This is a genomic window from Variovorax sp. NFACC27, from assembly GCF_048301545.1.
Classification (GTDB): Bacteria; Pseudomonadota; Gammaproteobacteria; order Burkholderiales; family Burkholderiaceae_C; genus Variovorax; species Variovorax gossypii.
This window is the reverse complement of sequence record NZ_CP157613.1, coordinates 3,052,340-3,073,928: the sequence shown is the minus strand read 5'-3', so window position 1 is coordinate 3,073,928 and position 21,589 is coordinate 3,052,340. Positions and strand designations below refer to the sequence as shown.

At 69.0% G+C, this 21,589-nt stretch carries 20 protein-coding genes; 12 read left to right on the top strand and 8 right to left on the bottom strand.

All coding sequences use genetic code 11. The features are described from left to right. Positions 1 to 32: 32 nt before the first annotated feature. Positions 33 to 1,784 (bottom strand): class I poly(R)-hydroxyalkanoic acid synthase, encoded by a 1,752-nt coding sequence (gene phaC, locus ABL840_RS14390; RefSeq protein WP_093305079.1) that lies wholly within the window; start codon positions 1,782 to 1,784, stop codon positions 33 to 35. A gap of 113 nt (positions 1,785 to 1,897) precedes the next feature. Between phaC and ABL840_RS14385 the strand changes: the two genes are divergently transcribed. After that, entirely contained in the window at positions 1,898 to 2,206 is a 309-nt protein-coding gene (locus ABL840_RS14385; protein WP_093202228.1) for a hypothetical protein, read from the top strand. Here ABL840_RS14385 and pgeF read toward each other — a convergent pair. The 3 genes from pgeF to ABL840_RS14370 are packed head-to-tail and all read right to left on the bottom strand — an operon-like array spanning position 2,138 to position 4,504. After that, positions 2,138 to 2,896, bottom strand: a complete 759-nt coding sequence (gene pgeF / locus ABL840_RS14380; protein ID WP_093305081.1) for a peptidoglycan editing factor PgeF — start codon at positions 2,894 to 2,896, stop codon at positions 2,138 to 2,140. The genes ABL840_RS14385 and pgeF overlap by 69 nt on opposite strands. A gap of 5 nt (positions 2,897 to 2,901) precedes the next feature. Further along, complete coding sequence (gene maiA / locus ABL840_RS14375; RefSeq protein WP_093305083.1) at positions 2,902 to 3,540, bottom strand: maleylacetoacetate isomerase; 639 nt, start codon at positions 3,538 to 3,540, stop codon at positions 2,902 to 2,904. 37 nt (positions 3,541 to 3,577) lie between these two features. Continuing rightward, on the bottom strand, positions 3,578 to 4,504 hold the full coding sequence (locus ABL840_RS14370) for a tetratricopeptide repeat protein (RefSeq protein WP_093305085.1): 927 nt from the start codon (positions 4,502 to 4,504) through the stop codon (positions 3,578 to 3,580). Between the two features lie 119 nt (positions 4,505 to 4,623). Between ABL840_RS14370 and ABL840_RS14365 the strand changes: the two genes are divergently transcribed. From ABL840_RS14365 to ABL840_RS14350, 4 genes are all read left to right on the top strand, one after another. Beyond that, positions 4,624 to 5,325, top strand: a complete 702-nt coding sequence (locus ABL840_RS14365; protein WP_093305086.1) for a fumarylacetoacetate hydrolase family protein — start codon at positions 4,624 to 4,626, stop codon at positions 5,323 to 5,325. 21 nt (positions 5,326 to 5,346) lie between these two features. Continuing rightward, positions 5,347 to 5,898: an NUDIX hydrolase gene (locus tag ABL840_RS14360; RefSeq protein WP_093201960.1), complete on the top strand. Its 552-nt coding sequence runs from the start codon at positions 5,347 to 5,349 to the stop codon at positions 5,896 to 5,898. An 8-nt stretch (positions 5,899 to 5,906) separates the two neighbouring features. Beyond that, positions 5,907 to 6,395 carry a CreA family protein gene (locus ABL840_RS14355; RefSeq protein WP_093201963.1) on the top strand — a complete coding sequence of 163 codons (489 nt, stop codon included), beginning with the start codon at positions 5,907 to 5,909 and terminating at the stop codon, positions 6,393 to 6,395. Positions 6,396 to 6,605: 210 nt separating this feature from the next. Then, a complete protein-coding gene (locus tag ABL840_RS14350; protein ID WP_418116273.1) occupies positions 6,606 to 7,082 on the top strand; it encodes a murein hydrolase activator EnvC family protein in 477 nt (158 codons plus the stop codon). 129 nt (positions 7,083 to 7,211) lie between these two features. Here ABL840_RS14350 and ABL840_RS14345 read toward each other — a convergent pair whose 3' ends face one another. From ABL840_RS14345 to ABL840_RS14335, 3 genes are all read right to left on the bottom strand, one after another. Continuing rightward, on the bottom strand, positions 7,212 to 9,131 hold the full coding sequence (locus ABL840_RS14345; RefSeq protein ID WP_093305088.1) for a hypothetical protein: 1,920 nt from the start codon (positions 9,129 to 9,131) through the stop codon (positions 7,212 to 7,214). 121 nt (positions 9,132 to 9,252) lie between these two features. Further along, complete coding sequence (locus ABL840_RS14340) at positions 9,253 to 10,881, bottom strand: phospholipase D family protein (protein WP_093305089.1); 1,629 nt, start codon at positions 10,879 to 10,881, stop codon at positions 9,253 to 9,255. 113 nt (positions 10,882 to 10,994) lie between these two features. Further along, positions 10,995 to 11,165 (bottom strand): hypothetical protein, encoded by a 171-nt coding sequence (locus ABL840_RS14335; RefSeq protein ID WP_240652046.1) that lies wholly within the window; start codon positions 11,163 to 11,165, stop codon positions 10,995 to 10,997. Positions 11,166 to 11,446: 281 nt separating this feature from the next. Between ABL840_RS14335 and alkB the strand changes: the two genes are divergently transcribed. Then, entirely contained in the window at positions 11,447 to 12,145 is a 699-nt protein-coding gene (gene alkB / locus ABL840_RS14330; protein ID WP_093305091.1) for a DNA oxidative demethylase AlkB, read from the top strand. Between the two features lie 5 nt (positions 12,146 to 12,150). Further along, complete coding sequence (locus tag ABL840_RS14325; RefSeq protein WP_093305093.1) at positions 12,151 to 14,010, top strand: ABC transporter ATP-binding protein; 1,860 nt, start codon at positions 12,151 to 12,153, stop codon at positions 14,008 to 14,010. 12 nt (positions 14,011 to 14,022) lie between these two features. On the opposite strand, the gene ABL840_RS14320 is transcribed toward ABL840_RS14325, so the two are convergent. Continuing rightward, on the bottom strand, positions 14,023 to 15,096 hold the full coding sequence (locus ABL840_RS14320) for a LacI family DNA-binding transcriptional regulator (protein WP_093201978.1): 1,074 nt from the start codon (positions 15,094 to 15,096) through the stop codon (positions 14,023 to 14,025). Positions 15,097 to 15,267: 171 nt separating this feature from the next. Here ABL840_RS14320 and ABL840_RS14315 point away from each other — a divergent pair, with 171 nt between their 5' ends. From ABL840_RS14315 to ABL840_RS14295, 5 genes are all read left to right on the top strand, one after another. After that, complete coding sequence (locus ABL840_RS14315; RefSeq protein ID WP_093201981.1) at positions 15,268 to 16,296, top strand: TRAP transporter substrate-binding protein; 1,029 nt, start codon at positions 15,268 to 15,270, stop codon at positions 16,294 to 16,296. Positions 16,297 to 16,302: 6 nt separating this feature from the next. After that, positions 16,303 to 18,210 carry a TRAP transporter large permease subunit gene (locus ABL840_RS14310; protein WP_093305095.1) on the top strand — a complete coding sequence of 636 codons (1,908 nt, stop codon included), beginning with the start codon at positions 16,303 to 16,305 and terminating at the stop codon, positions 18,208 to 18,210. 64 nt (positions 18,211 to 18,274) lie between these two features. Next, positions 18,275 to 18,814 (top strand): VOC family protein, encoded by a 540-nt coding sequence (locus ABL840_RS14305; RefSeq protein WP_093201987.1) that lies wholly within the window; start codon positions 18,275 to 18,277, stop codon positions 18,812 to 18,814. Positions 18,815 to 18,834: 20 nt separating this feature from the next. After that, positions 18,835 to 20,100 carry a ribulose-bisphosphate carboxylase large subunit family protein gene (locus ABL840_RS14300; protein ID WP_093305096.1) on the top strand — a complete coding sequence of 422 codons (1,266 nt, stop codon included), beginning with the start codon at positions 18,835 to 18,837 and terminating at the stop codon, positions 20,098 to 20,100. Continuing rightward, positions 20,097 to 21,440, top strand: coding sequence for a four-carbon acid sugar kinase family protein (locus ABL840_RS14295; RefSeq protein WP_093305098.1), 1,344 nt, complete (start codon positions 20,097 to 20,099; stop codon positions 21,438 to 21,440). Before ABL840_RS14300 ends, ABL840_RS14295 begins: the two co-directional genes overlap by 4 nt. Positions 21,441 to 21,589 lie beyond the last annotated feature (149 nt).

The window sequence follows — 21,589 nt, the reverse complement described above, 5'->3', positions numbered from 1 at the left end:
CTGTTGCTACGGCCTTGCCGAGCCGAACTCCGTCAAGCCTTGGCCTTGACGTAGCGCCCCGGCGCCGGCTCGATGGCCTTGTAGGCCTTGCCGTTGCCGTACGCCCTGGGAGCGGGAATCTGTTTGCCCGCGTGCCCCTTGAGCCATTGTGCCCAGTCGGTCCACCAGCTGCCGGGATGCTCCTGCGCGCCGGTCAGCCATTCGGCCTGGGTCTTGGGGAACTTGCCGTCCTCGCGGATCCAGTGGCTGCGCTTCTTCTTGGCGGGCGGGTTGATCACGCCGGCGATGTGGCCCGAAGCGCCCATCACGAAGCGCTTCTTGCCGGGCAGCAGCTGCGTGGAGGCATAGGCGCCGCCGATGGGCACGATGTGGTCTTCGCGCGAGCCGTAGATGTAGGCCGGGATGTCGATGTTGCCGAGGTCGATCTTCTCGCCGCAGACGGTGAGCGCGTTCGGCTTGGCCAGCTTGTTCTCGTGGTACGTGTTGCGCAGGTACCAGGCGTAGAACGGGCCCGGCAGGTTGGTGGCGTCGCTGTTCCAGTACAGCAGGTCGAAGGGCGGCGGGGTCTCGCCCTTCAGGTAGTTGCCGACCACGTAGTTCCATACCAGGTCGTTGGGCCGCAGGAAGCTGAAGGTCGAGGCCAGGTCGCCGCCGGGCAGCAGGCCGCCCTTGCCCAGCTGCATCTCGCGGTACTGCACCATCTGCTCGTCCACGAAGATGTCGAGGATGCCGGTGTCGCTGAAGTCGAGGAAGGTGGTCAGCAGCGTGACCGAGGCGGCCGGCTTCTCGCCGCGCGCCGCGAGCACGGCCAGCGCGGTGCTCAGGATGGTGCCGCCCACGCAGAAGCCCAGCGCGTTGATCTGCCTGCTGCCCGTGATCTCCTGCACCGTGTGGATCGCCTTGATGGCGGCGTTCTCGATGTAGTCGTCCCAGGTGGCCTTGCCCATCGACTCGTCGGGGTTGCGCCAGCTCACCACGAACACGCGGTGGCCCTGCTCGTTCGCATAGCGGATCAGCGAGTTCTCGGGCTGCAGGTCGAGGATGTAGAACTTGTTGATGCAGGGCGGCACCAGCAGGAAGGGCCGCTCATGCACCTTGGCGGTGAGCGGCTTGTATTCGAGCAGCTGGAAGAACTCGTTCTCGAACACCACGGCGCCCTCGGTGGTGGCCACGTTGCGCCCCACTTCGAAGGCGCTCTCGTCGGTCATGCTGAGGTGGCCCTGCCTGACGTCGTGCAGCAGGTTCTGGATGCCCTTGGCGATGCTCTCGCCCTGCGTGTCGATGGCCTTCTTCTGCGCCTCGGCATTGAAGGCCAGCGAGTTGCTGGGCGCCGAGGCGGCCATCCATTGCTCGACGGCGAAGCGCAGTCGGGCCTTGGTCTTCTCGTCTGCCTCGATGGCCTCGGCCATGCTCAGCATGGTGCGGCCGTTGAGCAGGTACACGGCCGCCGAGAAGGCCGAAAGCGGATTGCGGCCCCAGGCATCGGCGGCGAAGCGCTTGTCGCCCTCGGGCTTCGCATCGAAGCCCTGGCGCCATAGCTCGGTGGCCTCGGCAAGGTACTGCTGCTGGATGGACTGGAGTTTTTCGGGATCGATGGAAAAACGGGGCAGCTCGGGCATCTTCATGCCCTGGGGCAGTTCCCATAGCGGCGTGTCGCCGACATTGAAGGCCGAAGCCCCCTGTGCGGCGGACTGCTGGAACGATTCCAGCGCCTTGCTCCACCCTTCCGAAAGTGCCTGCTGGAAGGGCGCGAACGCATCGGCCCCCGTGGCTTGTTGCTTCATCATGTCTCCTGGTCCTCGCCTGAAACGGTACGGATGGCTTGCGTGTTTTGAGTATGCTGCATTCAAAGGGCCCTCACAACGCCGCCCTCCTCACTTACCAACTGAAACTTTCCGTGTTTATCCATCTGATCGTCATCGGCTGGTTGTATGTCGCCTTGATGATGGCCGTGGCCGAGGCCACCAACACCACAGGCACCGTGCTGGGCGCCATCTTCACATTTCTTTTGTACGGTTTGGCGCCGGTGGCACTGGTGGTTTACCTGATGGGCACTCCCGCACGGCGCCGAGCGATCAAGCAGCGCGAACTCGAGGCTCAGGAAGCCGCGAGGCGCGCGGCGGCCGAGGCTGCGGGCTCAGACCTTCCAGACCAGGGCGGCGAAGCGTCCGCTGACGCCGTCGCGCCGGTGCGAAAAGAACCTTGAATCGTCGGTGACGGTGCACCACGGGTCACTGCCGTCGTTGCCGTACACCGCCCCGATGCCCGCGGCTTGCAGCCGCTGCCGCGCCAGCGCCGGCAGGTCGGCCAGCCATTTGCCTTGCGCCGGCGCGGGCCGGAAGCAGGATGCGGCTTCGGGTGAATGCGCCTCGAAGGCTGCCTTGACCTCCGGCCCCACCTCGAAGGCCTTGGGACCGATGCAGGGGCCAAGCCAGGCAATGACGCGCGAACCGCCCTCGGCCTCGAAGGCCTTCGCGGTCTGCTCGAGCACCCCGCCCGCCAGTCCGCGCCAGCCGGCATGCGCTGCCGCCACGCGGTGGCCGGCTTCGTCGGTGAAGAGCACGGGAAGACAGTCGGCCACCATGATCGTGCAGGCCAGGCCTGGGGCAGTGGCGGTGCAGGCATCGGCCGCGGTGCCGTCGCGCACCATGTCCTGCGTGGCATCCAGCGCGACCACGCCCGTGCCGTGCACCTGCTGCAGGAAGACCGCACGCGCGCCGACGGCGGTGCGAAGGCGGTTCCTGTTCTCGGCCACGTGCGAGGGCTCGTCGCCCACGTGGTCGCCGAGGTTGAAGCTGCGGTAGCGCCCCGTGGAAACACCGCCCTCGCGCGTGGTGCACACGGCCCGCACGTTCGGCGGCGCGGGCCACTCGGGCACGAGCCAGCGTGCATCCATGGGCTTCAGGCTTCCGCGTCGGGCGCCTGCGAAGGCTGGGCGCGCTGGAAGGCTTCGTGCTCCATGCAGGCCTCGAAGGCGGCCATGGTGCGCGGCAGGCCGCTGAAGTCGCAGTCGAAGCGGCGGCCGTTGAAGATCTGCGGCACCAGGCAGCAGTCGGCCATGGTGGGCGTGTCGCCCCAGCAGTAGGTACCGGCGGGGTACTGCGCGAGCTGGCGTTCGAAGGCCATCAGGCCGTCGCGCACCCAGTGGCGATACCAGGCGTTCTTGGCGTCCTCGTCGAGCTTCAGGTCTTTCACGAGGTACTTGAGCACGCGCAGGTTGTTGAGCGGGTGGATCTCGCAGGCGATCGACTGCGCCAGCGCCCGCACATGGGCGCGGCCCACCGGGTCGCTGGGCAACAGCGGCGGCTCGGGATGCACTTCGTCAAGGTACTCGATGATGGCCATGGACTGCGAGAAGCGTTCGCCCTCGTCCTCGAGCAGCGGCACGAGCCTGTCGGCGGAGATGGAGGCGAAGGGGCCGGTACGGTGGTCGCCGCGCGCGATGTGCACGGGGATGTATTCGAAGTCGAGGCCCTTCAGGTTGAGGGCGATACGCACGCGGAACGAGGCGGAGGAGCGGAAGTAGTTATGCAGCTTCATGATTTCGCAAGCATAGCGCTCCCTCCATGGCGCAGCGTCACGAGCGGGCTATAGCCACCAGCACGCAGCGGAAGTCCAGCAGCGCGGCCTTCGGCGACGTGGTGGCGATGGCATCTCGCCACTCGTCGAGGATGCGGCGTGCGGCTTCTTCCTGGCGGGCGGCGATGCCGATGCGCCATGGCCCCAGGGTGCCGGGCTCTTCGCCCTCGCCGTGGTTGTGCCGGCCCTCGCCGTAAGGGCGCCCCTCGGAACAGGCGCGGCAGAGAATCTGCATGCTGGTCGTCCAGTTCTCGGCGCTCGCGTCGGCGGCCTCGAAGCGCCGGACCAGCGCCTCGATGTCTTCCTTCGTCGCGTCCTCGACCATGACCTCGTAGGTCGAGTAGTCGGAAGGAGCGATCAGCTCGAGCGCGTCGAACACCGGCACCTCGCGCTCGCCCCGCAGGCGGTAGCCGTTGGCCGCGCCGTCGTGCAGCACGAGGTCGCCGTAGCGGTGGCCGCTGTCAGGCGTGGGCACGTTGCGCAGGATGGCCCGTGCCGGGTCGATGCGGTCGGCCCACACCACTTCACTGGCCTCGTCGCCGTGCACGCGGATGGGCGTGAGCCCGATGAAGAGATCGACCGGCCCCTCGCCGTCCGGCACCTTGATGCCGTACTGCCGCCAGGCGCTGCGGGCGGCGTCCCAGTCTCCCAGCGCCGTGGCCGCGATGCCTAGGTTCCAGATCGCGCCCTCGTTGCGCGGATCGCATTGCACGGCCCGGGCATTGGCTTGCAGCGAGGCGGCCCAGTCGCCGCGGTACTTGTGGATGAGGCCGATGTTGTACCAGGGGGCCGACCAGTTCGGCAGCACGGCGCCGGCCTGGGCATAGGCCTCCAGCGCGCCGTCCTGGTCGCCCTCGTCGTCGAGGCGGCGACCTAGTTCGTTGAGCGCGTTGGCCTTGCCGGCCTTGCCGATTCGGATGGGCATGGTGGGAAATGAGGGGAATGGAGAAGGAATACGCTGCTCGGGCCGTCTATTGTGAGCCTCGCGCCTCTGGCACACTGCCGGTTTCCCGCCCAGGTTTCGTTGAAAAAGGACACGTCTCAATGGCTTCCGAGTTCGTCTTCGCCCCGTCCCCCGCCGTCTCGGTGCCGGTGGCCGGCCAGTCCGCCCGCTTTCCGGTGCACCGCATCTACTGCGTGGGCCGCAACTACGAAGATCACGCCAAGGAAATGGGCTTCACCGGCCGCGAGCCGCCCTTCTTCTTCATGAAGCCCGCCGATGCGCTGGTGGTGGTCGACGCGGGCCAGACCGGCACCATGGCCTACCCCTCGCTCACGAAGAACCTGCACCACGAGATCGAACTCGTGGTCGCCATCGGCACCGGCGGCAGGAACATCGCCGCGGCCGACGCGCACAAGCACATCTACGGCTACGCGGTCGGCCTCGACATGACGCGCCGCGACCTGCAGAACGACATGAAGAAGCAGGGCCGCCCCTGGGACATCGGCAAGGGCTTCGAGCAGAGCGCGCCCATCGGCCCGATCGTGCCCGTGGCGCAGGCCGGCGACGCCGAGAAGGCCGAGATCTCGCTGCAGGTCAACGGCACCGACCGCCAGCGCAGCAACGTGAGCAAGCTGATCTGGAACGTGGCCGAGACCATCGAGCACCTGTCGGCGGCCTGGGAGCTGCAGCCCGGCGACCTGATCTACACCGGCACGCCCGAAGGCGTGGCCGCCGTGGTGGCCGGCGACACGCTCGTGGGCGAGGTCGCGGGCCTGCCGGCGCTGACCGTCAAGATCGTCTGAAGACGGCGGCCGGACCCATTCATGCTCCTGCGCGTACCCATCAAGCATTGCAAGAACTGTGGCACCGCGGTGGTCTACCGCGTGCCGGACGACGGCGACACCAAGCAGCGCGCCGTCTGCCCGGCCTGCCACACCATCCACTACGAGAACCCGCTGAACGTGGTCGGCACCATCCCCGTCCTGGGCGACAAGGTGCTGCTGTGCAAGCGCAACATCGAGCCGCGCTGGGGCAAATGGACGCTGCCGGCCGGCTTCATGGAACTCGAGGAAACCACCGCCCAGGGCGCGGCCCGCGAGACCGACGAGGAGGCCGGCGCGAACTTCGAGATCGAGGGCCTGTTCTCGGTGATCAGCGTGGTTCGCGTGGGCCAGGTGCACCTGTTCTACCGAGCGCGCCTGCTCGACGACAAGTTCGACCCGGGCCACGAGACCATCGAGGCGCGGCTCTTCACCGAGGAAGAAATTCCCTGGGACGAGATCGCCTTCCGCACGGTGCGCGAGACGCTCGAGCACTACTTCGAGGACCGGCGGCGCGGCAGCTTCGACCGCGTGCACGAGCTCAGCATCGTTTGACGAAATCCATGAACAAGACACTTCGCGCCACCCTCTTGTGCGGCGCCAGCCTCGGCTTCGCGCTGGCGGCAGCGGCGGCCAGGGCCGAAACCGTGGGCGACGTCGACACCGCCTTCAAGCTCATCGGCCCCGACCACAAGATCGTGATCGAGGCCTACGACGATCCCAAGGTCAACGGCGTGACCTGCTATGTCTCACGCGCCAAGACCGGCGGGCTGGCCGGCGCCTTCGGCGTGGCCGAGGACAAGGCCGAAGCCTCCATCGCCTGCCGCCAGGTCGGCCCGGTGAGCATCACGCAGCCGCTGCCCAAGCGCGAGGAGGTCTACAGCGAGCGGCTGTCGGTGCTCTTCAAGCGCCTGCGCGTGGTGCGCATGGTGGATGCCAAGCGCAACACGCTGGTCTACCTGACCTACTCCGACCTGCTGATCGACGGCTCGCCCAAGAACAGCGTGACGGCGGTGCCCATCGACCGCGGCACGCCCATTCCGCTCAAGTAGTGCCATCCGGGCATCCGGGGCAGGCAATGCCCCGGATGCCCGATGCCCTCTTCACAGCCGGTTGCTCTTTCGCGCAGCGCCGGCGCGGCGGTTTGCTAGCATCGCCCGCGTGGCGCGCCCCGCGCGTGCCGGTTTGCAGGAACCCTCCGCAACGAACCCGTTCGAACAGAGCCCATGCACCTTCAGACTTTTGTTTTACGCACCGGCGCCATGGCGCTGCTCGCTGCGGGCCTCGCGGCCTGCTCCACCGTCGACCTCAACACGCCCTGGCCGGCGCCCCCGGCGGCCAAGCCACCGGTGCAGCAGCGCCCGGCGGCGCTGTTCATCCGTCCCGCGAACGGCCCGACCATCGCCCGCTTCGACGGCGACCGCGTCAAGGGCATCGACATCGCCGGCAACCTCGGCGACCCGGTCGTCGCCTCGGCCGACGGCCGCGTGGTGTACGTGGGCGGCGAACTGCCGGCCTACGGCAACATGGTCATCGTCAAGCACAACGAGACCTTCCTCACGGCCTATGCGCACGTGCAGACCATCCTGGTGAAGGAAAACGCCGTCGTCCGCCAGGGCGACAAGATCGCCGAGATGGGCCGCAGCAACGCCGACCGCGTGAAGCTGCGCTTCGAGATCCGCAAGAACGGCAGCCCGGTCGATCCCGAGCCGTATCTCAGCGGTCGCCTGATGCAGTAGCTGCCGACGGCCCGGCCGCATTCGCCGCCGATGAAAAAGCCCCCTTCCGGGGGCTTTTGTTTTTCTTCCGCTTTTCCAGGGCGCCCGAATAACGGGCGCCCTGCCTCCCTTCCTCCCTGTATCAGTCGGTCATTCGGCCGTGGTGTTGTCGCGAAGCACGATCTCGCGCCAGTTGCTGTCGTAGGTGCTGACGAACATGTTCCTGTAGTAGACCGAGCCCTGCGCCGGCAGGTTGAAGGTCTTCGATGCCGTGCCCGTTGCCGAGGGAGCGACATCGGCCCGGTCTGTCGCACCGGCCGAGGGGCCCGCCATCAGGTTCAGGAAGAACTGCGCGGCGAAGCCCGGGTTCAGGCCGGTGGCGCTGATGGCGAAATCGCTCCCGCCCACATAGGACGACAGGGCCGGCGTGGTCGAGAAGGCCGGGTAGCTGACCGCGGCGGTTTCGGCCAGCGTCAGCGGACGGCCATGGAAGCGGTGCCTGTAGATGATGTCGAAGCCGTTGAACTTGGCCACCGTCGTGCCGTCGCTCTCGTAGGCGGTGAAGGTGTACTCGGGCGTGGCGGGAAGCGCCGCGATCGCGCTGTCGCCCAGGCCGGCGTTCGGCAGGCCGGCGCAGTTCGAGGTCAGGTAGTAGTAGTTGTAGGTCGACGAGCCATCGATCGGCCACGCGCCACCACCCGAAGGACGCACGTGGCGCAGGCCACCCGCGGGCAGGCCCGGGCCGGTGACGACCACCGACGCGACGTTGCCGCTGTTGGAGGTGTTCGTGTCCTGGATCTCGAACTGCAGCGAGCTGCTCACGCAACCCGTCGCCTTCTCCTTGGTGGCGTGCATGTGCGGATTGATGTCCAGCACGCGCCCGTCGCCGCGCAGGCGCCACGCACCGTCCGTGCCCTTCACGATCTGCATGCCCTGCGTGTTGCTGAAGGCGATGCCGTTCTTGTCCTTGTGCGTGAACTCGACGTAGGCGCGCGGGCTCGTGTTGTTCGCGTCGATGGTGTAGTTGATGCGCTGGATCACCACGTCGGTGAAGCTCGCGCCCACGAGGCTGGTGTCGGTCGCGGTCTCGTTGGCGAACTGCGAGGCGCTGAGGTCGGAGAACCTGAAGCCGTAGGTGCCGGTGACGGGATTGGTGCCGTCGGTCATCAGCGACAGCAGCTGCGACGGCGCGGGCAGCCCGGTGGCGAACTTGCCCACGAAGTCCGCGAGCACCTTGCGGATCGCCACGATGTCGTCAGCCGCGGTGTCCATGCCGGAGCCGCTCATCGGCGCGGCGGCGGGCTCGGCCGCGGCCTTCACCGCCAGGTCGTCGGAGATCTGCTGTTGGGTGACGATGTTGGTGATGGTCGCCACGTTGGTGGCCGGGTCGACGCTCACGCGCAGCACGTCCAGCGCCTTGTCCAGCGCGCTCGACAGCGGCGTGAAGGCGGTGCGCAGCAGGTCGATGCTGGCGTCCACGCCCATGGCCTTCAGCACCGGCAGCAGCTTGGCCTTGAGCGCGTCGGACTCGGCCTTGAGCTCGTCGGCCGAGAGCGAGGCGAACTCGCCGCCGTCGAAATACTGCGAGGCAAGCCGGCCGGCGATGTTGGCCACCACCAGGTCGGTCAGCGGCGTGATGTTGATGGTGCCGTTGACGTCCGCCGCGGTCGCGGCCGAATGGATCACCACGCGCTCGCCGGCCACCGTGCCCTCGGCGCGGAAGACGAAAGGCGCGGTCATGCCGCTCACGTCGATCTTGTAGTTGCCGTCGACCAGCGGTTCGGTCTTGGTCGCGCCCTTGGCGTCCTTGACCGTGACGGTACCCACCAGCGGCAAACCGGAGGCCGCCGTGCCCGAAAACGTAACAGGCGCCGATGCGGCCGGCGGATCGCTGGCCGGCGGGTTGCTGCTACCGCCCGCGGCCGGGAAACCGGCGAAGCCGCCGCCTCCGCCACCACCGCCGCCGCCACAGGCACCGAGCGAGATCAGGAGCGCCACCGCGCACGCGCAGCGCGTCGTCTTGAAGAAGGACCGGCCGGAGGCCGCTGGGGTCGCGAAGTTTGTATTCATGGATGGTCTTGTCTAGTGAAGGGGCAAACAAAAGAATCAACTCGTAACACGAGCGTTGCGATTCTTCTGGAGCCCCCTCCTGTCGACCATCCTCTGTTTTGAGGATGCGGGACGTGCCCGCCTAAAGCAGGCTCTCGGGTACCAGCGGCGCGAGCAGTTCGAGCTTCCACCTCGACCAGAAGTCCGTTTCGGGCTCCCGGTGCAGGATGGTGTCGGCCGCGTCGCCCGAGGCCGGGCTCACCCACTCGATGGCGCCCGTCGGGCCCAGCTGCAGCTGGTAGGCGCCGTCCAGCCGTATGAAGCCGATCAGGCTGGTGAGCTGCTGGGCGATCTGCGGGCTGAAGATGAAGATGCCGATCTCGGTGTTGTGCAGCATCGAGCGCGGGTCGAAGTTCATCGAGCCGATGAAGACGATCTTGCGGTCGATCACCGCCGACTTGCCGTGCAGCCGGCCGCTGGCCGAGCCGTACATGCCGAAGCGCTTCGTCTGCTCCACCCGCTTGGGGCTCAGCTCATAAAGCTCCACGCCCAGGCGCAGCATCTGCGAGCGGTAGCGGCGGTAGCCGATGTGCACCAGCGACTCGTCCGTGGCCGCCAGCGAATTGGTGACGATGGTGTAGCTCACGCCGTTGCCGCGCACGATGCGGATCGTCTCCATGCCGCCGCGCCCCGGAATCAGGTAGGGCGTGGTCTGCATGATCTCGTTCTCGGCGCCGCGCAGGTAGCGCTGCACGTTGTAGAGCACGCTGTCCTTCGACTCGTCGGCCGGCAGGCCGCGCGCCTCGTCGGTCGCTCCCAGCGCCTTGGCGGGCGGATCGGCGTACGCCTCGGCGCGCGCCCAGACCAGCTTCAGCGCGCCGGCGTCGAGGTCCTTGGCCAGCGGGTTGTTGCCCAGCAGGTCGGTGGAGCCTGGCTCCTCGGGATGCAGCTGCTCGGGGCCGGTGGTCAGGCGATCGAAGCGATCGCGCAGCTGCCGCGGCGTCTCGCCGGTGGGCGGCACCAAAGACTCGATGGGATAGACGTACTGGCTGTTCCAGTACATGTCGAACAGCGAGGACAGCCTGGGCACCACCTCGCCGGCCACCAGCGTGTCGATGTCGATGAAGTTCGAGCCTCCGTCGCGCAGGAAATACTCGTTGGCCATGTTGCGCCCGCCCATCACGGCGATGGTGTTGTCCACCACGTAGAGCTTGTTGTGCATGCGGCGGTGCACGCGGTCGAAGTCCAGGATCGACCAGGCCCAGCGCGTGCCGAAGCGGTCGCGCCCGGCGGGAAACGGATTGAAGAGCCGCACCTCCACATTCGGGTGCGAGGCGAAGCTGGTGAACAGCGGATCGGCGCCGGCGGTGTAGAGGTCGTCCACCAGCAGCCGCACGCGCACGCCCCGGTCGGCCGCGTCACGCAGGGCGCGCAGCAGGTAGCGGCCGGTCTCGTCGTTCTGCACGAGGTAGTACTGCACGTCGATGGAGCGCTGCGCCCGACGCGCCAGCTCGATGCGCGCATGCAGCGAGAACTGCGGCATCGGCAGCAGCCGGAACCCGCTCAGCGGCTCGCCGGGCGGCGCCGCCGCCTTCACCAGGCGGCCGAGCGTGGTGTCGGCGCCATCGGCGATGGCCGCCGAGGGCTTGCGCGGCACTTCCGCCGGCAGTCCGGCGCAGCCCGCCAGGCACAGGGCCGCGAGGCCGAGCAGCAGCCATGCGAGCCATCGGACATGCGGTTTGTCGGATGTCCGGCGGCAGGAATTCGGCATGGATGGCGGCGCGTGGGTTGGGTCGTGGGTCGGGCGTGACCCGAAAAAGGCTCGCGGTTTCTACCACGAGCCCGGCCCATGTGCTGCGCCGCCGCACGAGATTCAAGGCCCCCTCAGGAGCGGCGCGACGGCCCCCATTGCCTGACGAAGTGATCGGCCCGCAGCGTGGCCCGCTCGACCGCCGCGTCCCACGACAGCTGCTGGGTGATGACGAGCGCGCAGCGCGGAATGCCGCTGAAGCTCAGTTCGGCGATACCGGCGTAGGTGCCGCTGGGCGTACGCATGAGCTCGATCCAGCCCGTCCAGCCTTCTGGAACGCTGAGAGCGAGTCGAGCGCCGTCCATAGTGGATTCACCGTCACCCATTTGATACGTATTTTTCGGAATTTAAACCCTAAGCACTACTCATGGCCAGAGGGGTGACGAGGGTAAGGTCTGAACGGCCAAAGGGCATCACGCGAACATGGGAGGCACAGGCCCGTCTGCCGCCTCCAGGTAGCCCGCCGCCGGCCGAGGCCCGCGAGGCGGCTGCGGCTTTTCGGCAAGATCGGGGGGACATGAACAGGATGACGACGAACTCCAGGAATACCGGCAGCGGCGGCGGCCCGGCGGCAGCCACCACCCTCGCCCTGTTCGACGACCCGCCCCGCGCGGCGCGCGAGCCGCTGGGAACGGGCGCCTTCATGCTGCCCGGCTTCGCCCTCCCCTTCGTCGACGAACTGCTGCCCGCCATCCGCGCAGTGGAAGCGCAGGCGCCGTTCCGCCACCTGGTCACGCCCGGCGGCTTCACCATGTCGGTTGCGCTCACCAACTGCGGCGCGCTCGGCTGGACCAGCGACCGGCGCGGCTACCGCTACAGCGCTACCGATCCCGACAGCGGCAGGCCCTGGCCCGCCATGCCCGAAGCGCTCGCCCGGCTGGCGCGCGAAGCGGCTTCGGCGGCGGGCTTCGACGGCTTTGCGCCCGATGCCTGCCTGGTGAACCGCTACGCGCCCGGCGCGCGGCTGTCGCTGCACCAGGACAAGGACGAGCGCGACTACGGCGCGCCGATCGTCTCGGTGTCGCTCGGCATGCCCGCCGTGTTCCTGTTCGGCGGCCTCGCGCGTGGCGACAAGGCCGCGCGGGTGCCGCTGGCGCACGGCGACGTCGTGGTCTGGGGCGGCGAAGACCGGCTGCGCTACCACGGCGTGCTGCCGCTGAAGGACGAGCCGCATCCGCTGCTGGGCGCCATCCGCATCAATCTCACGTTCCGCAAGGCAAGCTGACACGCATGCAGGCTATCGACGACAAGAAGAAGGAAGAGAAGAAGAGCACGAACAGCACGAGTCCCGGCGCCGCCGTCCGCCAGCTCTATGCCGCTCTGTGGCACTTCGCGGCCGGCGCGCGTGCGCAGCTGCTCTCGGCCACCGCGCTGCTCGCGGCCTCGCAGCTGATCCGTCTCACGCTGCCCTACCTCGCGGGCCAGGCCATCAACGCCCTGCAGCGCGGCGAGCTCGGCACGGCCGGCCGCTGGATCGCGGGGCTCGCCGGCGTGTACGTGGGCGCCTGGGCATTGCACGGGCCGGGCCGCATCCTCGAACGCAACGTGGGCGTGAAGGTGCGCGAGGCGCTGGCCGACCAGCTGTATGCGCGCATCGCCGCCGCGCCGCTGGCCTGGCACGAAGGCCATCACTCGGGCGAGCTGCAGCACCGCGTGCACCAGGCCAGCCGCGCGCTGTCGGACTTCGCGCAGAACCAGTTCATCTGGCTCACCAACGCCGTCAACTTCGTCGGGCCGCTGGTGGCGCTGGCGCTGCTGTCGCGCACCAGCGGCATGACCGCGCTCGCGGGCTACGTGCTGATCGGCCTGGTCATCGTGCGCATCGACCGCGCGCTCATGAAGCTCGCGCGCGCCGAGAACGACGCCGACCGCCGCTACGTGGCCGCCCTACTCGACTTCCTGGGCAACGCCTCGACCGTGATCGGCCTGCGCCTGCAGGGTGCCTCGCGCCTGCTGCTGCGCCGCCGCATGGCCGCGATTTCGCTGCCGCTGAAGCGCGCCGTGGTGCTGAACGAAGGCAAGTGGTTCGCGGTCGACCTGATGGGGCTGGCGCTGACCTGGGGGCTGGTGGTGATCTACGTGTGGCAGGCCCGCGCACCCGGGCAGGTCGTGATGCTGGGCGCCGTGTTCATGATCCACCAGTACGCGCAGCAGGCCGCCGGCGTGGTCACCTCGGTGGCCGCCAACTTCAGCTTCTTCGCGCGCATGCACACCGACTACGGCAGCGCCGGGCCGATCTGGCAGGCGCCCTCGGGCAAGGAGGCGCTGGCCACGCCGCCCGGGCAGGTGCCGGCGCACGAGCGGATCGAGGCCGATGCCGCCTGGCGGCAGCTGGACATCCGGGCGCTGCAATGGCGCTACGCACCGCGCGGCGCGCCGATCGACGAAGCCGGCATCGCCGAGCCCGCCGTGCGCAGCGGCCTGCACGACGTGGCGCTGACGCTGCGCCGCGGCGAACGCGTCGCCCTCGTCGGCCCGAGCGGCGGCGGCAAGAGCACGCTGTTGCGCGTGCTGGCCGGACTCTACGCACCCGGCAGCGGCACGCTGCTGTTCGACGGCCAGCCTGCCGACTGGGCACGGCTGCGCCGGCTCGCCACGCTGATCCCGCAGGAAACCGAGCTCTTCGAAGCCAGCGTGCGCGAGAACCTCGCCTTCGGACAGCCGCACGACGACGCGCTGCTGCAGGCCGCGCTGCACACCAGCACCTTCGACGAAGTATTGAAGGCGAACGGCGGCGACCTCGACACCGCCGTGACCGAACGCGGCTTCAATCTTTCAGGCGGCCAGCGCCAGCGGCTGTGCCTCGCGCGCGGCGTGCTCACGGCACAAGGCAGTTCGCTGCTGCTGCTCGACGAACCGACCAGCGCGCTCGACGCGAACACCGAGGCCCGGGTGCTGGAGCGCATCGCCGCCGCGTTCCCGGATGCCTGCCTGATCGCCTCGGTCCACAGGCTGAGCCTGCTCGAGCGCTTCGACACCGTGGTGCTGATGGAGGCCGGGCATGTGCTCGACCATGGGCCGTGCAAGGAGGTGCTGCAAAGGCAGCCGCTGCTGCAGCGGATGGCCTTGCCGGCCGGCGCGCAGGCCTGAGTGCCAAGCCGCCTACGGCAGGTTCTCCCTGAAGATCACCTGGCTGCGCGTCGTCTCGACGCCGCTGAGCGCCTCGCGCCGGTCGCGCAGGTTGGTGAAGATGCGCACGCAATTCATGAGCGTGGTGTGCGGGCTCTGCGTGATCACCGCGTCCATGCTGCCGTCGATCAGCAGCGCGCGCGTGTCGGGCGTGAGCCCGTGGCCGATGAAGACCACCTTCTGCTCGCGCCCCGCCTCCTTCAGTGCGCGCGCCACGCCGTCGGAGGCGCCGCCGATGTTGTAGATGCCGCCCATGTCGGGATGCTGCTCCAGCAGCGCGCGCGTCTGGCGGTAGTTCTTGTCCGCATCGTCCTGTCCTTCGCGCAAGCCCACCACCTCCAGCCGCGGGAACATCTCGTCGATGACATGCAAAAAGCCGGCCTCGCGCTCCTCGTGCGCCTTGTAGCTCAGGCTGCCCGCGATGAGCGCGACCTTGGCGGCACGCGCGCCGATGAAGCGCCCGATGAGATAGCCCGCCGTGCGCCCGGCCGCGCGGTTGTCCAGCCCGACGAAGGCCGCGCGCTCCGAGTTCGACAGGTCGGAGATCAGCGTGACCACCGGCAGCCCGCGCGCCGCCAGCGCGGCCACCGCCTCGCGCACGGCCGGGTGCTCCAGCGCCATCATCGCGATGCCGTCGCAACGCTGGCCGTGCCTGCGCAGGGCGTCGGCCAGCTCGTGGGGATTGAAGCTCTCGATGAACACCGTGCGGCACTGCACGTTGAACGGCGCCCAGTGCTCCTGCGAGTAGCCCACCATGTCACCCAGCATGCGGATGAAGCGGTTGGTGCCGGCCGGCAGCAGGAACACGAGCCGCAACGGCGGCGGCGTGAGCGCGGCATACAGCTCGGGCCCCGGCAGGTAGTCGAGCTCGCCCGCCGCCTTGAGCACCCGCTGCACCGTGGCGTCGCGCACGCCGGGGCGGCGGTTCAGCACGCGGTCGACGGTCGCGGTCGACACCTGCGCCGAGCGGGCGATGTCGACCACGCGGGCGCGCCGAGCCTCACGCGGCGAGCCGGGCCGGGATGTGTGTGAAGGGTTTTCCCGCATACATCAAAAACCATCAGACAGAAGTTTGACCCGAATGATGCAGGCTTTTATCTTCGCTGTGCATCGAATTCGACGATGCATCAGATTGCATCAACGGCGCAACCCGTCAATCAGCTGGTCGGCCCATCGGCCGGGCAGCGCTTCTTCAGAAGATCACGGAGACAACGAGACATGACCCCAACCAGCCGCCTGACCCGCAGGGATGCCCTGCGCACTTTCTCCGCCCTGCCCGCCGCAGGCATCGTGGCGGCGGTGCCGCGCATCGCGCGCGCCGCGGAGTTCTCGTACAAGTACGGCAACAACCTGCCGCTGACGCACCCGCTGAACATCCGCGCGCAGGAAGCGGCCGACCGCATCGCCAGGGAAACCAAGGGCCGCGTCGAGATCAAGATCTTTCCCAACAACCAGCTCGGCGGCGACACCGACATGCTGGCGCAGGTGCGCTCCGGCGGCATCGAGTTCTTCACGCCCTCCGCGCTGGTCATCGCCACGCTGGTACCCGTGGCCGCCATCAACGCGGTGGGCTTCGCGTTCAGCGACTACGCCCAGGTGTGGGCCGCCATGGACGGCAAGCTCGGTGCGCACGTGCGCGGCGCCATCGCCAAGTCGCGCCTGTACGCCTTCGAGAAGATGTGGGACAACGGCTTTCGCCAGACCACCAGCAGCAAGGCGGCAGTGGCCACCGCGAAGGACATGGACGGCCTGAAGATCCGCGTGCCGGTGAGCCCGCTGTCGATCTCCATGTTCAAGGGCCTGGGCGCCGCGCCGGCCAGCCTGCAGTTCAGCGAGGTGTATTCGGCGCTGCAGACGAAGATCGTCGACGCGCAGGAGAACCCGCTGCCCATCATCCAGGTGGCCAAGCTCTTCGAAGTGCAGAAGTTCTGCTCGCTGACCAACCACATCTGGGACGGCTACTGGTTCATCGCCAACGGCCGCGCCTGGGACGCCCTGCCCGACGACCTGAAGACCATCGTGGCGCGCGCCATCAACGACGCCGGCATGCAGCAGCGCGAGGACATCAAGAAGCTCAACGAATCGGTCGTAGGCGACCTGCAGGCCAAGGGCCTCGCCATCAACCGCCCGGCGGCCGACAGCTTCCGCGCCAAGCTGCGCGACTCGGGCTTCTATGGCGAATGGAAGGGCCGCTTCGGCCCAGAGGCCTGGGCGCTGCTCGAAGGCGCGGTCGGCAAGCTGGCCTGAAGACCCATGGTGCACGAATCGACCTTCGAGGCTGCAGCCATTCCGGGCACGGACACGTCCACCGGTGCCTCGGCCAATCCGCTGGTCCGCTTCGCCTCGCACGCCGACCGCGTGCTCGGCGGCGCGGTCGAGGCGGTGGCAGCGCTGCTGGTGCTGGCCGAGATCTGCGTGCTGTTCGCGGGCGTGGTGTCGCGCTACGTGTTCCACGCGCCGCTGGTGTGGTCGGACGAGCTCGCGTCCATCCTCTTCCTGTGGCTGTCGATGCTCGGCGCGGTGGTGGCGCTGCGGCGCGGCGAGCACATGCGCATGACGGCGCTGGTGCAGAAGGTGCGCCCGCAGGCGCGCGCCATGCTCGACGCCTTCGCCATCGCCGCCTCGGTCGCGTTCCTCGCGCTCATCATCTGGCCGTCCATCGACTACGCGCACGAGGAGTCGTTCATCGTCACGCCCGCGCTGGAGGTCAGCAACGCATGGCGCGCCGCGGCCATCCCCGCGGGCATCGGCATCATGCTGGCGATGGCGCTGCTGCGGCTGCTGCGCGTGTGCTCCGGCCGGCAGATCGCGGTGGCCCTGCTCGGCATGGCGGCGCTGGTCGGCGCCTTCTGGCTGGCCGCGCCGCTCTTCGCCACGCTGGGCAAGTTCAACCTGGTGATCTTCTTCGTGGTCGTCGTGGCGGCCACGGTGCTATCGGGCGTGCCCATCGCGTTCTCCTTCGCGCTGGCCACCTTCGGCTACCTGGCGCTGACCACGCGCACGCCGCTGCTGGTGATGGTCGGGCGGCTCGACGAGGGCATGTCGCACCTGATCCTGCTGGCGGTGCCGCTTTTCATCTTCCTCGGCGCGCTCATCGAGATGACCGGCATGGCGCGCGCCATGATCCAGTTCCTGGCCAGCCTGCTGGGCCACGTGCGCGGCGGCCTCTCTTACGTGCTCATCGGCGCCATGTACCTGGTGTCGGGCATCTCGGGCTCGAAGATCGCCGACATGGCGGCCATCGCGCCGGTGCTCTTCCCCGAAATGACCAAGCGCGGCGCCAAGCCCGGCGACCTGGTGGCGCTGCTGTCGGCCACCGGTGCGCAGACGGAGACCATCCCGCCGTCGATCGTGCTCATCACCATCGGCTCGGTCACCGGCATCTCGATTGCCGCGCTGTTCACGGGCGGCCTGCTTCCGGCCGTGGTGCTCGGTGCGGCGCTGTGCGTGGTGGTGTGGTGGCGCTACCGTCGCGAAGACCTGAGCGCGGTGCAGCGCCACAGCAAGCGGGAGATCGGAAAGCTGCTGCTGGTCGCGCTGCCGGCCGTGCTGCTGCCCTTCGTGATCCGCGCGGCCGTGGTCGAGGGCGTGGCCACGGCCACCGAGGTATCGACCATCGGCATCGTCTACTCGGCCATCGTGGGCCTGGTGGTGTACCGGCAGTTCGACTGGAAGCGCATCAAGCCGATGCTGGTGGACACCGCTTCGCTCTCGGGCGCCATCATCTTCATCGTCGGCTGCGCCACCGCCATGGCCTGGGGGCTCACGCAGTCGGGCTTCTCGCAGGACCTGGCGCGGCTCATGGGCGCGCTGCCCGGCGGGGCCTACGGCTTCCTGGCGGTATCGATCGTCGCCTTCATCGTGCTGGGCAGCGTGCTGGAGGGCATCCCGGCCATCGTGCTGTTCGGGCCGCTGCTCTTTCCCATTGCCAAGGCTGCGGGCGTGCACGAGGTGCACTACGCGATGGTCGTGATCTTCGCTATGGGCATCGGCCTGTTCGCGCCGCCCTTCGGCGTGGGCTACTACGGCGCCTGTGCGGTGAGCAAGGTCAATCCCGACGAAGGCATCAGGCACATCTGGGGCTACATCGCCGCGATGCTGATCGGCCTCGTGATCGTGGCCGCGTTCCCGTGGTTCTCGACGGGCTTCCTGAAGTCCTGAGCCGGCCCTCGCGTTCCACAGACGACACAACACACAACAACTCACATTCACGGAGCCACCCGCAATGAGTCGATTCCTCGGCGAGATCCGCCAACTGGGCTATGTCGTGCACGACATCGAAGCCGCCATGGACTACTGGAGCACCACGCTCGGCGTGGGCCCCTGGTTCTACAACCCCAAGGTGCCGATCAGGAACTACCGCTACAACGGCGAGGCGCACGAGCCCCACAACTCGGTGGCGCTGGCCAACTCGGGCTACGTGCAGGTCGAGCTCATACAGACGCGCAACGACGTGCCCTCGATGTACCGCGATTTCCTCCAGGCCGGGCGCACCGGGCTGCAGCACGTGGCCTACTGGACCGCCGACTACGACGCCGACCTCGCGCGCCTCACCGCGCAGGGCTTCAGGCCGGTAATGAGCGGCGAGGTGGGCGAGCGCGGGCGCTTCGTCTACTTCGACACCGAATACCACCCGGGCACGGTCATCGAGCTGTCGGAGGTGGCCGGCCCCAAGGGCAGGATGTTCGACCTGATCCGCAGCGCGTCGCAAGGCTGGGACGGCAGCGAGCCGGTGCGCCCCTTCCCCGCGCTGGACAAGCTGTGAGCGCGACGACACCCGAGCGCATGCCAGGGCTCATCCGCGCGCGGTATCTCATCGAGACGCCGCTCGATCCGGCCGCCGTGGCCGAGGTGATGGCCGGCGAGCAGTCCTGCGGCACCTTCACGCGCGTGGAGGGCGAGACCGACGCGCTGCGCGAACGCGCGCGTGCAACGGTCGAGGCAGTCATAGAGCTCGATGCGGCCGACGCGCCCTCGCTGCCCAACGCGCTGCTCGAGCGCAGGGGCACCCCAGGGCCGTGGAGGCGCGCGCATGTCGACATCGCGTTTCCGGTGGCGAACATCGGCGCCAACCTGCCGACGCTCGCGGCCACGGTCTCGGGCAACCTGTACGACCTGGGCGAGGTGACGGGGCTGCGGCTCGAGTCGCTGCGGCTGCCGGCCGACTACCGCGCGCGCTTCGAGATGCCGCGCGCGGGCATCGCCGGAACGCGGCGCGCCACCGGCGTGCAAAGCGGCGCGCTGGTCGGCACCATCATCAAGCCCAACGTGGGCATGCGGGCTTCCGACACCGCCGAGCTGGTGGGCCGGCTGTGCGCCGCGGGCGTCGACTTCATCAAGGACGACGAAGTCTGCGCCGACCCCGCTCACGCCCCGCTGGCCGAGCGCGTGCCGGCGGTGATGGCCGTCGTGCGCGCGCACCGCGAGCGCACCGGCAAGCACGTGATGGTGGCCTTCAACATCACCGACGAGACCGATGCGATGAAGCGCCACGCCGACCTGGTCGAGCGCGAGGGCGGCTCCTGCGTGATGGCCAGCCTCAACTGGTGCGGGCACTCCGGCATCCAGACGCTGCGCCGGCACACCGGCCTGGCACTGCACGGGCATCGCAACGGCTACGGCGCGCTGTCGCGGCATCCGCTGCTGGGCATCTCCTTCCAGGCCTACCAGACGCTGTGGCGACTGGCCGGCGTGGACCACATGCACGTGCACGGGCTGCAGGGCAAGTTCTCGCAGCCCGACAGCGAGGTGGTCGAATCGGCGCGCGACTGCTTCACCCCGCTCACCGAAGCCGCGGACGACCGCGTGATGCCGGCGTTCTCGTCGGGCCAGTGGGCCGGCACCGTGCCCGCCACCTGGGCGGCCGTCGGCAGCGACGACCTGCTCTTCATGGCCGGCGGCGGCATCCTCGCCCACCCCGACGGCGCGGCGGCGGGCGTGGCGAGCATCCGCCAGGCATGGTCGGCCGCGCGCGCGGGCGTCTCGCTGGCCGACGCGGCCAGGGACCAGCCCGAGCTGGCACGCGCACTCGCCTTCTTCGGCAGGCCATGAGGCCCGAGGCATCGGCGCCGGCAATCGTCTACTACGGAGACGACTTCACCGGTGCGACGGACACCCTGGGCACGGCGGCACGCGCGGGCCTGCGCGCGCTGCTCTTCCTGAAGACGCCCGACGCGGCGCGCCTCGACCGCGCTGGGCCGCTCGACGTGCTGGGCATCGCGGGCGCGGCGCGCGCCATGACGCCGGAAGAGATGCAGGCCGAGCTCCGCCCGGTGGCCGCACTGTTCCGCTCGCTCGGCGCGCGCGTGCTGCACTACAAGACCTGCTCGACCTTCGACAGCGCGCCGCACATCGGCTCCATCGGCGCGGCCGTGCGCCTGCTGCGCTCGGCCGTGCAGCAGCCGTGGACCGCGATCGTGGGCGGGCAGCCCGGCCTGGGCCGCTACTGCCTCTTCGGCAACCTCTTCGCCGCGGCTGGAAGCGGCGGCGAGGTGTTCCGCGTCGACCGCCATCCCACCATGAGCCGGCATCCCGTGACGCCCATGGACGAGGCGGACCTGCGGCTGCACCTTGCCAGGCAGGGCCTGGCCGAGGTGCACTGCGTGCCCTTCACCGCCGCCTCGCGCGGCAGCGACGCGCTGGATACCGCGCTGCGGCAGGCGCTCAACGCGCCGCCCGCGGACGCAGTCCTGTTCGACGTCGCGGATGCCGGGCAGCTCGCGGCCATCGGCGAGGTGCTGTGGGCCCGCGCGCAGGGCGCGACCATGCTGGCCGTCGGCCCGAGCAGCGTGGTCGATGCGCTCGCCACGGCCATGCCTTCTTCGGGCGGCGCACGGGCCGTGCGTGCGAAGCTGGCGCCCGCGCGGGGGCCCGTGCTGGTCCTGGCGGGAAGCCTCTCGCCCGTGACCGCGTCGCAGGTCGCGGCCGCGAAGTCCTTCGACATCGTGTGGCTCGATGCACCGCAGCTCGCCCGACGCGACGCGGCAGCACTTGCCGACCAGGCGGATGCGATCTCGCGCAGCCTCGCGCAAGGGCGCAACGTCCTGGCCTGCACGCGCGCGCCGCACTCGACCGGCTCCCCGGGCATGCCTGCGGCGGCGGATCTCGACGCACAGGCCCTTGCCCGCGCCGGCGGCGACCTTCTGGCCGCCGTGCTGGCGAAGCAGCCGCTCGGGCGCATCGGCGTGGCCGGCGGCGACACATCGAGCCACGGCATGCAGGCGCTGGATGTGTGGGGCCTGTCCTATGCCGCCGACATGGGCGCCGGCGCATCGCTGTGCCGCGTGCACAGCGACGACGCCTCGCTCGACGGCATGGAGGTCATGCTCAAGGGCGGTCAGATGGGAACGCAGGACGTGTTCGAGCGGCTGGTGCACGGCGACATCGCCTGAGCTGCTCCCGGGGCCCTGCGGCAGCCCAGGCTTGTCCGGGGGGCCTTCCGTCCTGTCGTGCACCCACCGCATGGCCTGCTGCTCCGCATCGAAAAAGAAAGAGGCCGCAGCGCGCAGCCCCAACGTCGTTCCAGGCCTACAGACAGAAC

Bases quoted from the DNA above. Each gene is read 5' to 3' on its own strand.
- ABL840_RS14315 (WP_093201981.1), top strand. From the start codon at position 15,268: ATGACCCCAACCAGCCGCCTGACCCGCAGGGATGCCCTGCGCACTTTC.
- pgeF (WP_093305081.1), bottom strand. From the start codon at position 2,896: ATGGATGCACGCTGGCTCGTGCCCGAGTGGCCCGCGCCGCCGAACGTG.
- ABL840_RS14370 (WP_093305085.1), bottom strand. From the start codon at position 4,504: ATGCCCATCCGAATCGGCAAGGCCGGCAAGGCCAACGCGCTCAACGAA.
- alkB (WP_093305091.1), top strand. From the start codon at position 11,447: ATGACGACGAACTCCAGGAATACCGGCAGCGGCGGCGGCCCGGCGGCA.
- ABL840_RS14335 (WP_240652046.1), bottom strand. From the start codon at position 11,165: ATGCGTACGCCCAGCGGCACCTACGCCGGTATCGCCGAACTGAGCTTC.
- ABL840_RS14360 (WP_093201960.1), top strand. From the start codon at position 5,347: ATGCTCCTGCGCGTACCCATCAAGCATTGCAAGAACTGTGGCACCGCG.
- ABL840_RS14320 (WP_093201978.1), bottom strand. From the start codon at position 15,096: ATGCGGGAAAACCCTTCACACACATCCCGGCCCGGCTCGCCGCGTGAG.
- ABL840_RS14345 (WP_093305088.1), bottom strand. From the start codon at position 9,131: ATGAATACAAACTTCGCGACCCCAGCGGCCTCCGGCCGGTCCTTCTTC.
- ABL840_RS14355 (WP_093201963.1), top strand. From the start codon at position 5,907: ATGAACAAGACACTTCGCGCCACCCTCTTGTGCGGCGCCAGCCTCGGC.
- ABL840_RS14295 (WP_093305098.1), top strand. From the start codon at position 20,097: ATGAGGCCCGAGGCATCGGCGCCGGCAATCGTCTACTACGGAGACGAC.
- ABL840_RS14305 (WP_093201987.1), top strand. From the start codon at position 18,275: ATGAGTCGATTCCTCGGCGAGATCCGCCAACTGGGCTATGTCGTGCAC.
- ABL840_RS14300 (WP_093305096.1), top strand. From the start codon at position 18,835: ATGCCAGGGCTCATCCGCGCGCGGTATCTCATCGAGACGCCGCTCGAT.
- ABL840_RS14340 (WP_093305089.1), bottom strand. From the start codon at position 10,881: ATGCCGAATTCCTGCCGCCGGACATCCGACAAACCGCATGTCCGATGG.
- ABL840_RS14350 (WP_418116273.1), top strand. From the start codon at position 6,606: ATGGCGCTGCTCGCTGCGGGCCTCGCGGCCTGCTCCACCGTCGACCTC.
- maiA (WP_093305083.1), bottom strand. From the start codon at position 3,540: ATGAAGCTGCATAACTACTTCCGCTCCTCCGCCTCGTTCCGCGTGCGT.
- ABL840_RS14310 (WP_093305095.1), top strand. From the start codon at position 16,303: ATGGTGCACGAATCGACCTTCGAGGCTGCAGCCATTCCGGGCACGGAC.
- ABL840_RS14325 (WP_093305093.1), top strand. From the start codon at position 12,151: ATGCAGGCTATCGACGACAAGAAGAAGGAAGAGAAGAAGAGCACGAAC.
- ABL840_RS14365 (WP_093305086.1), top strand. From the start codon at position 4,624: ATGGCTTCCGAGTTCGTCTTCGCCCCGTCCCCCGCCGTCTCGGTGCCG.
- phaC (WP_093305079.1), bottom strand. From the start codon at position 1,784: ATGAAGCAACAAGCCACGGGGGCCGATGCGTTCGCGCCCTTCCAGCAG.